We start from the raw sequence: 14,295 nt of genomic DNA, 5'->3' as shown, positions 1-14,295 counted from the left end.
TGCTTTCGACATGATTTACTATACAACAACTTTAATATTTATGCAATAGTAAAATGAAAAAAATGTAAAAAAATTTTATGTATCATTTTACCTGATATCAAAGTTTCCTTAATTAATATATGGAGTAACAAATGTATGTGTCAGAAAAAAACTGGAAAATTTCTCAAAAAAAGGCTTGCATATTATACAGAAAAGATGTATGATTATGCAATCGAGGGAAACTTTTATGCATCATGCTGCAGACAGGATAAAGCTTTACTATGCAAAACAACTGGAGTATGATAAAGGTATACACAAGCGGCCAAAGCGCTGCGGAAATGAAAGAAGATAAAGATTACTTAAGAAAGGTTGTTGAAGAACATGATAAAAGCAGGAATCATCGGGGCGACCGGCTACGCCGGCGGCGAACTTGTCAGATTACTTTTAAATCATAAAGAAGTGGAAATCAAATGGTACGGTTCCAGAAGCTACATAGATAAAAAATACTACGAGGTCTACCAGAATATGTTCAAGCTGGTGGATGACAAATGTATGGATGACAATATGGAGGCCCTGGCCGACGAAGTGGATGTGATCTTCACAGCAACACCCCAGGGCTTATGCGCGTCTCTGGTGAATGAAGAGATCCTCTCCAAAGTAAAGATTGTGGATCTGAGCGCAGACTTCCGTTTAAAGGATGTGAAAGTATACGAGGAGTGGTACAAAATCCAGCATAAATCCCCGTCCTTTATAGAAGAAGCCGTCTACGGCCTCTGTGAACTCAACCGGGAGGACGTGAAAAAGGCCCGCCTGGTGGCAAACCCGGGCTGTTATACCACATGCAGCATTTTAACCTGTTATCCTCTGGTAAAAGAAGGTCTGATCCGGCCGGAGACACTGATCATTGACGCAAAGTCAGGAACCTCAGGAGCGGGCAGGGGAGCAAAGATTGACAATCTCTACTGTGAAGTCAATGAAAATATCAAGGCATACGGTGTGGCAACCCACCGTCATACACCGGAAATAGAAGAACAGCTTGGGTACGCGGCAGGCAGGGCGTTCTGTCTGAATTTTACCCCCCATCTGGTGCCCATGAACAGGGGAATCCTGGTGACTGCCTATGCCTCCCTGACAAAGGACGCAGACTATGACACCATCCGTGCAGCCTATGAAAAATATTACGGCAGTGAGTATTTCATCCGCATCCTGGATCAGGATGTATGCCCGCAGACGAAATGGGTGGAGGGCAGCAATTTTGTGGATGTGAATTTTAAGATCGACAAGAGAACAAACCGCGTGATCATGATGGGCGCTATTGATAACCTGGTAAAAGGTGCGGCAGGCCAGGCGGTGCAGAATATGAATCTGATGTTTGGATTTGAGGAGACAGAGGGCCTGAAGCTGGTGCCCATGTTCCCGTAAGTGATAGGAGGACGAAGCAGATGAAAGTTATTAACGGCGGCGTGACCGCAGCACAGGGATTTCAGGCAGCGGGAATCGCGGCGGGAATCAAAAAAGGAAATGCCAAGGACATGGCTATGATATACAGTACAGTACCCTGCAAAGCGGCCGGTACTTTCACCACAAATGTTGTAAAAGCAGCTCCTGTCAAATGGGACCAGCAGATTGTCTATCATGCGCCGGCAGCGCAGGCGGTTGTCTGCAACAGTGGGATCGCCAATGCCTGTACAGGGGAAGAGGGCTTTGGATACTGCAAAAAGACAGCTCAGGCGGCGGCCGAGATTCTGGGAATCCCGGAAGATTCTGTGCTGGTGGCTTCCACAGGCGTGATCGGAAAACAGCTTCCCATGGATATTCTGGAAGCAGGCGTGAAGAAAATGGTGCCCCTGCTCTCGGAAACGGCAGCAGCAGGCACCCTGGCCGCGGAATCCATCATGACTACAGACACCGTGAAGAAGGAAATCGCGGTGGAGACGGAGATAGACGGAAAGAAAGTGACCATCGGCGGAATGTGCAAAGGCTCCGGCATGATCCATCCCAATATGTGCACCATGCTGGGATTTGTGACCACGGATGTGAATATCAGCAAAGAACTGCTCCAGGAAGCACTCAGCGACAGCGTAAAGGATACCTACAACATGGTTTCCGTGGATGGCGACACCTCCACCAATGACACGGTTCTCCTTCTGGCAAACGCACAGGCACAGAATGCGGAGATCACAGAAAAAAATGAAGATTATGCAAAATTTACAGAGGCTCTTGGCTATGTAAATACCTGGCTGGCAAAACACATCGCAGCAGACGGAGAGGGCGCCACCGCACTGTTCGAGGTAAAGGTGATCCACGCCGAAAGCAAAGAACAGGCAGTGACCCTGAGCAAATCCATCATCACCTCAAACCTTACGAAAGCCGCTATTTTCGGGCACGACGCCAACTGGGGACGTATCCTGTGCGCCATGGGATATTCCGGAGCGCAGTTTGACCCTGAAAAAGTGGATTTATACTTTGAGAGCGCAGCGGGCAGCCTGAAGATCATAGAGGACGGCGTGGCAACCGGATACAGCGAGGAGGAGGCCACAAAGATCCTGTCAGAAAAAGAAGTGACTGCCATTGCGGATATCAAGATGGGGGATGCCGAAGCTACCGCATGGGGATGTGACCTGACATATGACTATGTAAAGATCAATGCGGATTACCGCTCATAATACATAATGTCTCAAAGACGGAACAGTTACACAAATATTTGACGGAGGATATAGAGAAATGGTGAATCAGAAATATCTTGATAAAGCGGAGGTGCTGATCGAGGCGCTCCCGTACATACAGCGTTTTAACAGGAAAGTCATTGTTGTAAAATACGGCGGAAGCGCCATGGTGGATGAACAGCTCAAACGCGACGTGATCAAGGATGTGGTACTTTTAAAGCTGGTTGGCTTTAAACCCATCATTGTCCACGGCGGCGGCAAGGAGATCAGCCGCTGGGTGGGTAAGGTCGGAAAAGAGGCAAAGTTTGTAAACGGCCTTCGCGTGACAGACGATGAGACCATGGAAATCGCGGAGATGGTCCTTGGAAAAGTGAACAAGGAGCTTGTGACCCTGGTGCAGTCCCTGGGTGTAAAAGCAGTGGGAATCAGCGGAAAAGACGGCAGCCTCCTGAATGTCAGCAAAAAACTCTCCGACGGTCAGGATATCGGCTATGTGGGCGATGTAAAAACCGTAAATCCAAAGATTCTCTATGATCTGCTGGAAAAGGATTTCCTTCCCATCGTGTGTCCGATCGGCCTGGGAGATGATTTTGCCACTTACAATATCAATGCGGATGACGCGGCATGTGCCATAGCATGCTCCATGAAAGCGGAGAAGCTGGCATTCCTCACAGATATTGAGGGCGTGTACAGAGATCCGGAGGACCCTTCCAGCCTCATCTCCGAACTTTTTGTAAAAGACGCGAAGAACCTGATTGAAAACGGCAATGTGGGAGGCGGTATGATTCCAAAGCTGCAGAACTGCATTGATGCCATAGAGGAGGGAGTTTCCAGAGTCCATATTCTGGACGGCAGGATTCCGCACTGCCTGCTTTTGGAAATTTTCACAAATAAAGGGATCGGTACAGCGATCCTGAGGAAAGGCGAGGGGAAATATTATCATGATGACCAGGAGTAATGCATATATGGAACGGGCGGAGAATGTAGTTCTCCACACCTACAACCGTTTTCCGGTGGTTCTTGAAAAGGGAGACGGCGTCCGTCTTTACGATGTGGACGGAAAAGAATATCTGGATTTTGCAGCGGGCATTGCTGTTTTTGCTCTGGGCTACAACAACCAGGCATATAACCGGGCACTGAAAGACCAGATCGATAAAGTGATCCACACGTCAAATCTGTTCTACAATGTGCCCATGGTGGAAGCGGCTGAGAAGCTTACAAAAGCCTCCGGCCTTGACAAGGCGTTTTTCACCAACAGCGGCACAGAAGCCATTGAGGGTGCGATCAAGGTGGCCAGGAAATATGCCTGGCTGAAGGACAAGAAAACAGACCACGAGATCATTGCCATGAGGCATTCCTTCCACGGCAGAAGCTTAGGCGCTCTGTCCGTAACGGGAAATACTCACTATCAGGAGCCATTCAAGCCTCTGATCGGCGGTATTAAATTTGCCGACTTCAATGATCTGGAGAGTGTGAAAAGCCAGATCACGGAGAAGACCTGTGCCGTCATTATGGAGACTGTCCAGGGTGAGGGCGGCATCTACCCGGCAGAACCGGAGTTCTTAAAAGGTGTGCGTGCCCTGTGTGACGAACATGATATCCTGCTTATCCTGGATGAGATCCAGTGCGGCATGGGCAGGACCGGATGTATGTTTGCCTTCCAGGATTACGGCGTGGAGCCGGATGTGATGACAACCGCAAAAGCTCTGGGCTGTGGTGTTCCTGTCGGGGCCTTTGTGCTGAATAAAAAGACAGCAGAGAATTCCCTGGTACCCGGTGACCACGGAACCACATACGGCGGAAATCCTTTTGCCTGCGCGGCAGTCAGCAAAGTTTTTGACCTGTTTGAGAGTGAAAAAATCACAGAGCATGTAAAAGAAGTGTCTGCATATCTGGAGAAAAAGCTGGATGCCCTGACAGAAAAATATGATTTCCTCACAGCCAGAAGGGGAAAAGGCCTGATGCAGGGTCTTGTTGTCTCCGGCCGCCCGGTGGGAGAGATCGTGACAAAAGCCATAGAGAACGGCCTTCTTGTCATTTCTGCAGGAAGTGATGTTCTTCGTCTTGTACCTCCGCTTGTTATCACAGAGGCGGATGTGGATGAAATGATTGAAAAGCTGGAGAAAAGCTTTTTGCCTGACTGATGATTTTTTACGGTCAGCACAGGAAATGCGCAGACCTGCTGCATTCTTATAAAAGAGTGAGCGGACTGTCCGAAATGGATGGTCCGTTTTGCCATTTCCATAAAGATTCGCATAAAAACAGCCTATCGGGACATTCTAGTTAGAAAAAGGATGTGGAGGGATTTTTTATGTGGGGTCTTTTAGTTGCACTTCTGTCAGGTGCGCTGATGAGCGTACAAGGTGTATTCAATACAGCGCTGACAAAACAGACGAGCTTGTGGGTATCCACAGGATGGGTGCAGATCTCAGCGTTTCTGGTCTGTATTGCAGCCTGGCTCTTTACAGGAAGAGACAAGATAACCGACCTGGCAAGAGTGGATCATAAATACATCTTACTGGGCGGAGTCATAGGCGCTTTTATCACCGTAACCGTTATCCAGAGCATGTCTTCCCTGGGCCCGGCCCGTGCGGCAATGCTCATTGTGATCGCACAGCTTGCCGTGGCGTATCTGATTGAAGTATTCGGTATCTTCGGCGTGGAGAAGGTTGGTTTTGAATGGAGAAAGCTGATCGGCATGGCAGTGGCTATAGCTGGTATCGTCATATTTAAGTGGGAAACATGACAATGGAAGAACAGGAAAGACGTATTTTGGATGGCCGGCAGAAATTTCTGCCGGCCGTCTGCAAAAGCAGAGAACAGAAAATCGCTTTGGGATGGGCTGGATGTCTGTATATACGCAGACCTGCCTGGACTTATTACACAGAAGCTGCAAATCAACAGTTGAAAAAATGAATGGCCTAGATTAAAATAAAAGAAGAAACTCTGGAAAAAAACACCAAGGAATTACGAGAGTCCGTCAGGGAGAAAAATGAGGGAAGAGAATGTCATATAACAAGGCTATGATGGCACAGTTGAACAAGAAGATAGTGCTGGAGATGATTCGTACACAAGGCCCGATCAACAAAGCGGAGATTGCAAGGAAGGCTGAGCTGAGTATTCCTACAGTGATGAAGATCACAGAGGAATTTGAACGGCAGAATCTGGTGAAAACTATCGGAAAAGGTGAGTCTACAGGAGGAAAAAGACCTGATTTACTGGAATTTGTTTCAAACGCTTATTACATAACAGGAATAGATATCGGCCGCCATTACGTGAAGATCGTGATTATCGATATGGCGGCTGTCATTATGTCAAAGGAATGTTTTCCTACCACAGAGGAGGATATCAAAAAGCCGGAACAGTTTCTGGAAAAAATAGCATCCCATGTGGAGGCCCTGATCATAAAAAGCGGTATTTCCAAAGAACGTTTTATGGGAATCGGCATCGGTATGCCGGGCATTCTGGATTATGCAAAAGGGGATGTTATCTTCTCGCCTGATTTTAACTGGGTAAATGTGCCTCTGATGCGCATTTTTCAAAACCGCCTTCCGGATTTCAGGATTCTTTTAGAAAATGCAAACCGTGCTCTGGCAATTGGAGAATACACCTACGGTGCAGCAAAGAACGCAGAATATATATTATGCATCAATCTGGGGTACGGCATAGGAGCTGCTATTATTGAGAACGGAGAGTTACTGTATGGAAAAAGCGGAACCTGCGGTGAATTCGGGCATATGATCATGGAGTCTGACGGACCGCTCTGCGACTGCGGCAATCGAGGATGCCTGGAGGCGCTGGCTTCCGGCAATGCCATTGCGAAACGGATGGAGCAGGAAATAAAAGAGGGAAAGCAGAGTCTGGTCAGCAGAATGGTATCTGAACAGGGAAGAATAGAAGCAGAGATGGTGTTTGAGGCAGCCAGGGCGGGGGATATATTAAGCCGGAAAGTTATAGAGGAGGCAATGGAGTATGTGGGAATAGCCATAGCCAGCAGTATTAACCTGCTGGACCCGGATACGATCATTCTTGCCGGCGGTCTGACAAAATCCCAGGATTTATTTTTTGAGCAGATGCAGAAAACCGTTGAGAAATATAAAATGAAGTATACCGGAAAAAATGTTGTGATAAGAATTGGTACATTGGGAGAATATGCCACAGCCATTGGCGCTGCCACTATGCTGACAAGGCTGTTTATAGAAAAGGGCGGGGCGTTCTGAGAAGTCGGACGCCCCGCGAAGTTTTTCAGGGACTTTTCGGCGCCCGAATCATCTCTCCATAATTAATGTTAAAATGCACAAAAAGGGGTTGACAATGAAAGGACAGTACGTTATAATTCACATATAAAGTTAGTTAAGTTAATTAAGTAACTCCGAAATATGGAAGACATCTGAGCGTACCGGAAAGAAAAAAAAGATAATTTGTCTAAATATAGCGAAATTATTTTTTTTATTCAGTTAGTTAGTTAAATTAAGTAAGTTGGTAAGGAGCAGATAAAAGTGAAATATGATAAATTTGCAATGGCGCAGATGAACCGGAGTATGGTTTTTGATCTGATAAGAAGAAAAGGGCCTATCAGCCGCGCGGAGATTGCGCGGACTATCGGCCTTAGTATTCCAACAGTCATGAAAATAACAGAGGAATTTTCTCATAAACAGTTTGTGCAGGATGTGGGAAAAGGTGAATCCAGCGGGGGAAAGCGCCCGGAGTTATTGGAGCTGGTACCAGACTCGAAATATATTATCGGAGTAGGGGTAGGGCGCAGTAAAACCAATGTGCTGATGATGAATCTTGCCGGGGAGGTATTTATCCGTGAAATCATGGAGACTGGAGGCACAGCTGTGCCTGAGGTATGGATATCCAGGCTGATTCAGGTGATAGAGAATGTGATACGCGAGAGCGGACTGTCCAGGAAGCAGATATTAGGTATGGGAATCGGCATGCCGGGAATTCTGGATGAGAAAAGCGGAAAGGTTCTGTTTTCCCCTGATTTTAAATGGGAGAATGTTGACATGTTAACACCCATCCGTGAACGGTTTAAGATGGACATTACAATTGAGAACGCAAACCGGGCACTGGCTATGGGAGAATATTATTTCGGGGCAGGTGTGGATTCCAGAAATTTTCTGGTGGTAAATCTGGGACACGGAATTGGTTCTGCTATCATGCGGGAAGGGGAGTTTTACAGGGGAAGTTCAGGAAGCAGCGGAGAGATTGGCCATATCATCCTGGAGAAAAACGGGCCAAAATGTAACTGCGGCAACCTTGGCTGTCTGGAGGCTATCGCGTCGGGAAATGCTATCGCCAGAGATGCCAAGATCGCTGTATTGGAAGGCAATGCAACGAAAATAATGGAACTGGTTAATGAAGATATCAATCGTATTGAAGCGAAAACAGTATTTGAAGCGGCGCGTCTGGGGGATCGTCTGGCAATACAGATAACAGAACGGGCCATGCAGTATATTGGAATCGGACTGGCAAATTATATTAATCTGCTGGACCCAGACCTGATCATTTTATTTGGGGGTCTGACCAACGCAGGTGATATTTTTTTAAAGAAAGTAAAGGAAGTGCTTCGCGAGAGGCAGATGAAATTTGCAGGAAGGCAGGTGAAATTGGTTATTTCTCAGATGGGTGAGAACGGCACCGCAGTCGGATCCGCATCCCTGGTGCTGAAGAAGTTTATAAAATATGGGAATTAGATCCGGAAAAAATGTCCTAAGGGTACAGCAAAAATTATGGAGGTATTAATTATGAGTAAAGGAATGAGAAAGAAAATCGCAGTGCTTTTGGCAGCAGTTATGGCATCAGCAGGACTCTCTGCCTGCGGCGGCAATACGGACGCGGGCAGCGGAGGTCAGGATGCTGAAAGTAAGACAGAGACAAAGACAGATGAGGCAAAAACAGATTCTGAAAAGGAAGGGAGCGGGGAGGAGATCACAATCCGTCTTCTTACAAGAATGTCAGGCGCTGACAGCGGAACTAAGCTGAAAGAGGAGGTTCTTCAGGAATTTCAGGAAAAATACCCGGATATCACTATCCAGGATGAGAGTACGAATGACAGCAACAGCTTTACGAACCAGTTCAAAACAGATGTTGCATCCGGCAATGTGGCGGACATTATCCAGTGGCCCGGCATCAGTATCATGAAGGAATATGCAGACACGGGAGTTTTTCTGGACCTGACCGATTTAATTGCAGAGACACCGGATATCAAAGACAATGTGGATTCCACACTTCTTGATATGATGGAACTGTCGTCTGTCGGAACAGAGGGGACATACGCACTGCCCATTAACAATCAGATGGAAGTCTTCTATTACAACAAAGAACTGTTCCAGAAAGCAGGGATTGAAAAAGCACCGGAGACCTGGGATGAATTCTATGATGTATGCGATAAACTCAAAGAGTCAGGGGTCACGCCATGGGTTGTAGGTGCTACCAATGCATGGCGGGTAGTACATATCCAGACAGGACTTCTCTACAAGATGTGCGGAGTGGAAAAGGCAAAGGAACTGGGCGGAAGAAAAGCAAAATGGACAGATGAAGATGTAGTGGAAACGATTGCGTTTATACAGGACCTGGCAGACAGAGGAATCTTCGGGGAAGATTATCTGGGCCTTGATTATGAGACAGAAAAAGCTATGTTTGTCAGCGGACAGACAGCCATGTCATTTGACGGAAGCTGGAGGATCGCAGAACTTAAAGACATGGAGGACAATGTAGGTGTATTCCGCATGCCGTATTTCACTGACAGGGAAGAATTTAAGGACAATGATATTGCATATCCGTCACAGTTGGAATTGGGCGGTCACCTGAAGGATGAACCGGAGAAACTCAAATATGTGTGGGAGCTTGCCAGCATGTTTGCCAGCAAGGAGACCCAGCAGAGATATGCCTATGACTGCGGCAACATTCCAGTCAGAAATGATGTTGAACTGGAAACTGACAAGATGAGTCCTCTTCTTGCCGATCTGCTCACGATAAAGGAAAATGATGTTAAGGTATGGGGCAGTGATGCCTGGGCTTACGACACAGTGGCAGTATTGGAGGATATTGTGGGAGAAGCATTTATCGGCGCACTTACCGGAATGACCGCAGATGAAGCGGCAGAACAGATTCAAAGCCGGTTGGAAGCGGCTGGTTCAGGCCAGTAACCGGAAGTAACATCAGGCCGCTGCAGTTTGGCTCTGCAGCGGCCTTTTCAGAAAAGGAGGTACAGCAATGGAGAGAATAAGAAGGAATAAAAAGGCAGTGTTATGTTTTCTGATGCCGGGATTCCTTTTATATACAGTACTTTTAATGGTTCCTATCGGCGGTTCCCTGGTCATGTCCTTTTTTAAGTGGAATGGAATCAAAAATGTCCCCATGGTATTTGTGGGATTCAGTAATTTTAAGGCGGTTATTACAGATGCCATGTTCTGGCATTCCATCAAAAATATTATGTGGTTCATGGTGCTGACATTGTGTACGCAGCTTCCCATTGGGCTTCTGCTGGCGGTTATGCTCAGTGAGCGGTTTAGGGGATATCGTTTTTTTAAGTTTGCGTATTTTGTACCTCAGGTACTTTCCACAACCGTTATTGGTCTTCTTTGGTACTTTATTCTGATGCCCACAGGAGTTCTGAATACCATGCTTCAGGGAATTGGTCTTGACAGTCTGGTGAAAAGCTGGCTGGTAGATAAGAATACGGCCATGACAACTATTATTCTGGTGAATACATGGTGCGGCATCGGGTTTCATATGACTGTCAGTTACGCTGCTATTTCAGGGATTCCTGACGATGTGGTGGAGGCAGCAAAACTGGACGGAGCGGTGGGATTAAAAAAAGTGTTCCATATTATCATTCCAATGATATGGGAATCGATCATTTCCAGCATCGTTGTGATCGTAACCGCAGTATTGAAAACGTTTGATCTGGTCTATGTTATGACAGAGGGAGGTCCAAACGGTCTGACCGATGTGCCCAGTACACTTTTATACAAAGAGGCTTTCCGGTACAATGACTTCGGAAAGGCATCTGTTATCGGTGTTTATATCTTTATTTTGAGCGTTATATTTACTGTCATAAGTCTCCGCATTACAAAACGGGAACGGCTGGAGTATTAAGGAGGAAGAAAATGAACGATCATACTAGAAAAATAACGAAAAAAATAATATTATACCTGGTTTCTTTTTTCTTTCTTTTTATTTTCATTTATCCGCTGTATTTCGTTATAATTTCATCTATTAAGACAAATACAGAAATTTTTACTTCACCATTCAAATTTCCTTCGGAATTTCATTTTGAAAATTATAAGACAGCCATTGAAATAGGAAATATAGGAAGGCAGTTTTTAAACAGCATGTTTCTGGCGATTGTGACACTGGCACTTACGGCTCTGGCTGCAAGTATGGTTTCTTTTGCAATCTCCCGCCTTCGTTTTAAGGGACAGGGTGCTGTCAGAGTTTATTTTGTCATGGGAATGATGGTGCCAATCCAGAGTATCATTGTACCTTTGGCCTGGGCGATCAATAATTTTGATATCAGAGATAATTATCTGATCTTGATTCTGCTTTTTACAGCGTCCCATATGCCGCTGGCTACCTTTATCATAACAGGCTCCATGAACAGCCTTCCCACATCCCTGGAGGAAGCCGCAATCATTGACGGATGCAGTATATATAAGGTATTTACAAGGATTGTTCTGCCCCTTGTGAAGCCTGCGATCGCAACAGTTGGTATATTTGTATTTATGTACACATGGAATGACCTTCTGGTCTCCATGGTGTTTATAGGTAAGGCGGAACTCAGAACCATCTCGGTGGGTCTGCTTAATTTTGTGGGAGCCAGGAAAAGTGATTACGGCGCATTGATGGCAGCTATCTTCATAGCCATTCTGCCGCCTCTTACCATGTATCTGGTACTGCAGGAAAATGTAGTGAAAGGGCTGACAAGCGGTGCTAACAAATAAAAAGGAGAAGAAAATTATGGGGATAAAAGTAAAGGATTGGAAAGAACTGACGGATTACCGGACACCGGACTGGATGAAAAAAGCAAAATTCGGGATTTATACACACTGGGGTGTTTACAGTGTGCCGGCATTTGGTCCAAATGTTTCCTGGTATCCGTATAAGATGTATCAGGAGGGGACCGACCAGTTTGCCTATCACTGCAAGCATTTCGGGCACCCTTCCAAGACAGGATATAAAGATTTGATCCCCATGTTTACCGGGGAAAAATTTGACGCTGCGGAATGGGCAGAATTATTTAAAAAAGCAGGTGCGAGATTTGCAGGTCCTGTGGCGGAACACCACGATGGATTCAGCATGTGGGACAGCCGTGTCAATGAATGGAATGCAGCAGCCATGGGGCCTAAGAGGGATGTGGTAGGAGAACTGGAAAAAGCAGTGCGGAAGCAGGGTATGCACTTCATGACAGCTTTCCACCATGCGGAAAATTGGAAATTCTATCCTCACTGGGTAAAGGAATATGACACCTCAGACCCAAGATACGCAGGTCTGTACGGCGAGGCGCATAATATGGACTGGGGATCTGATAAAAGATATCTGCCGGAACCGATCCGCTGGTCCGATACCATGGACGGCGCTATAGACAGGCAGTGGATCGCACAGGACCTTCCGAGCGCGGCGTTTCATGAGAAATGGTTTATTAAGCTGAAAGAAGTCATAGATGCATACAGCCCGGATTACATATGGTTTGATTTCGGTTTGGCTTTTATCAATGATTATTATCAGAGAAAATTTCTCACTTACTACAGGGATATGGCGGAGAAAAATGGTCAGAAGACAGTTGTCTCCTACAAATGGAACCACCTGCCTGTGGGCACGGGTCTGATTGACCTGGAACAGGGAAGGTTCGCGGAAGCTACATACCATGACTGGATCACGGACACTACAGTGGACGCGGGAGAAGCCTGGGGATATATGCAGGATGCAGAATATAAATCAGCCAAATCCCTGATCCATTATCTGCTGGACAATGTAAGCAAAAATGGATATCTGCTTTTGAACGTGGGGCCAAAGCCGGATGGAACCATCCCGGAAGAAGCCAGGAAAATACTGCTGGAAATGGGGGCATGGCTGGAGGAAAACGGAGAGGCAGTCTATGATACCACACCGTGGCGCACAGCAGAGGAGGGTCCTACTAAAATGACCGGTTCCGGTGCCTTTAGTGAGATGGATGAAGTGGAATATACACCGAGGGACATCCGGTATACCATGAGAGATGAGTATATCTATGCATCTGCGCTGGGAAGAATAGGAGACCAGGTGGCGCTGCATCATATACTTCCAATGGTCTATAAGGAGGAGATTGAAAGCATAACCGTTTTAGGTGACGGACAGCCGCTTACATGGAGTGCAGAAGGTGATGTTCTTCTTATCGACACGGCAAAGGCCAGGAAAAACAACATTGCTACTGTCCTGAAAATCAAGAGAAAGAATATTTATATGTGACGGGGGGCGTGCGTATGAAGAAAAAGTTTGAATATGAACAGACAACAAAAATTATTTTCGGAAGCGGCTGTATTAAAGAGCTTCCCGGTCTGGCAGCAGGCCTTGGAAATAAAATCCTTTTGGTTACCGGCAAAAAAAAGTCATCCAGGGAAAAGTTATATGACAGGATTACAGAAAGCCTGCGAAACAGCGGCCTTACCGTTTTTCATTTTGACAAAGTATCGCAGAATCCCACTACAAAATGTGTGGAGGAGGGAACTGCTATTGCCGAAAAAGAAGGCTGCCAGGTTGTGATCGGTCTTGGGGGTGGTTCTGCCATGGATACGGCAAAAGCCATTGCCGTGGCAGCCGCAAACGAAGGCACGGCGTGGGATTATCTGTTTTTTAAAAATCCGCAGCCGCAGGCAACGCTGCCTGTGATCGCAGTTCCCACAACAGCGGGGACAGGGTCACAGGTCACGCAGGTTGCAGTCATGACGGAGACAAAGACCTGTACCAAGAGTGCTATTTTTAACAACCTGATTTATCCCCGCGTTGCGCTGATCGACCCGGAGCTTGCAGTATCCATGCCTGCCCATATAACTGCATCCACCGGTTTTGACGCTTTTTGTCACTGCTTTGAGAGCTATATCAATGTAAAAGCTTCTCCGTATACGGACATGATCGCACTTGAAGGGATAAAATATGCTGCCCAATATCTGAGAAGGGCGGTAAAGGATGGTGAAGATATGGAAGCCAGGGAAGGGATGGCCTGGGCAGATACCTGCGGAGGTCTGGCTATTGCCAACGCAGGCGTGACACTTCCCCACGGTGTGGGTATGACGATCAGCGGACATTGCCCTCAGATCATGCATGGGGAATCCCTGGCCTTGACATATCCGTCCTTTTTACGGTTCACCTGTCTGGCAGCAGAGAAAAAATTTGCAGAGGTGGGACGCATTTTCAATCCTGCCCTGAAAGATGTCTCTGATTCCAGGGCCGCATCGGAGTGCTGCGAAGAAATAGAAAAACTGATGAAAGATATCGGAATGTGGCTGAATTTCCGCCAATTCGGTGTTGAATATGAGATGCTTAGAAGAATAGCAGACAGGGGACATGAATTGCCTGATTATCAGGCGAACCCCAGAATCGCGGATATTGAAGAAATATACAGAGAGCTGAGTGAAGGATATGACCGTGTCTGAAAAATCAG

General features: G+C 46.5%; 12 protein-coding genes. All 12 read left to right on the top strand.

The genetic code is table 11. From position 1 onward, the window contains the following. Positions 1–360: 360 nt before the first annotated feature. The 12 genes from argC to MUB35_RS16260 all read left to right on the top strand — a co-directional run bounded on the left by argC (position 361) and on the right by MUB35_RS16260 (position 14,287). On the top strand, positions 361–1,401 hold the full coding sequence (argC, locus tag MUB35_RS16315) for an N-acetyl-gamma-glutamyl-phosphate reductase (RefSeq protein WP_187370709.1): 1,041 nt from the start codon (positions 361–363) through the stop codon (positions 1,399–1,401). Positions 1,402–1,421: 20 nt separating this feature from the next. Further along, positions 1,422–2,645 (top strand): bifunctional glutamate N-acetyltransferase/amino-acid acetyltransferase ArgJ, encoded by a 1,224-nt coding sequence (argJ, locus tag MUB35_RS16310; RefSeq protein ID WP_033141005.1) that lies wholly within the window; start codon positions 1,422–1,424, stop codon positions 2,643–2,645. A 58-nt stretch (positions 2,646–2,703) separates the two neighbouring features. Next, positions 2,704–3,603 carry an acetylglutamate kinase gene (argB, locus tag MUB35_RS16305; RefSeq protein WP_033141004.1) on the top strand — a complete coding sequence of 300 codons (900 nt, stop codon included), beginning with the start codon at positions 2,704–2,706 and terminating at the stop codon, positions 3,601–3,603. Further along, positions 3,587–4,789, top strand: a complete 1,203-nt coding sequence (locus MUB35_RS16300; protein WP_244806506.1) for an aspartate aminotransferase family protein — start codon at positions 3,587–3,589, stop codon at positions 4,787–4,789. The genes argB and MUB35_RS16300 overlap by 17 nt, the downstream gene beginning before the upstream one ends. Positions 4,790–4,956: 167 nt before the next feature. Continuing rightward, complete coding sequence (locus tag MUB35_RS16295) at positions 4,957–5,391, top strand: DMT family transporter (protein WP_033141002.1); 435 nt, start codon at positions 4,957–4,959, stop codon at positions 5,389–5,391. 259 nt (positions 5,392–5,650) lie between these two features. Next, entirely contained in the window at positions 5,651–6,865 is a 1,215-nt protein-coding gene (locus tag MUB35_RS16290) for an ROK family transcriptional regulator (RefSeq protein ID WP_033141001.1), read from the top strand. 279 nt (positions 6,866–7,144) lie between these two features. Further along, a complete protein-coding gene (locus tag MUB35_RS16285; RefSeq protein WP_052099388.1) occupies positions 7,145–8,347 on the top strand; it encodes an ROK family transcriptional regulator in 1,203 nt (400 codons plus the stop codon). Between the two features lie 51 nt (positions 8,348–8,398). Beyond that, positions 8,399–9,802 (top strand): ABC transporter substrate-binding protein, encoded by a 1,404-nt coding sequence (locus MUB35_RS16280; RefSeq protein WP_052099386.1) that lies wholly within the window; start codon positions 8,399–8,401, stop codon positions 9,800–9,802. Between the two features lie 67 nt (positions 9,803–9,869). After that, on the top strand, positions 9,870–10,754 hold the full coding sequence (locus MUB35_RS16275; protein ID WP_033141000.1) for a carbohydrate ABC transporter permease: 885 nt from the start codon (positions 9,870–9,872) through the stop codon (positions 10,752–10,754). 11 nt (positions 10,755–10,765) lie between these two features. Further along, on the top strand, positions 10,766–11,599 hold the full coding sequence (locus tag MUB35_RS16270) for a carbohydrate ABC transporter permease (RefSeq protein ID WP_052099383.1): 834 nt from the start codon (positions 10,766–10,768) through the stop codon (positions 11,597–11,599). 16 nt (positions 11,600–11,615) lie between these two features. Continuing rightward, positions 11,616–13,103 carry an alpha-L-fucosidase gene (locus MUB35_RS16265; RefSeq protein ID WP_033140999.1) on the top strand — a complete coding sequence of 496 codons (1,488 nt, stop codon included), beginning with the start codon at positions 11,616–11,618 and terminating at the stop codon, positions 13,101–13,103. Between the two features lie 14 nt (positions 13,104–13,117). Continuing rightward, a complete protein-coding gene (locus MUB35_RS16260; RefSeq protein WP_033140998.1) occupies positions 13,118–14,287 on the top strand; it encodes an iron-containing alcohol dehydrogenase in 1,170 nt (389 codons plus the stop codon). Positions 14,288–14,295: the final 8 nt, after the last annotated feature.

The organism is Blautia sp. NSJ-175 (assembly GCF_022867815.1).
Classification (GTDB): domain Bacteria; phylum Bacillota; class Clostridia; order Lachnospirales; family Lachnospiraceae; genus Blautia; species Blautia celeris.
This window is presented reverse-complemented; position numbering and strand designations above follow the sequence as displayed.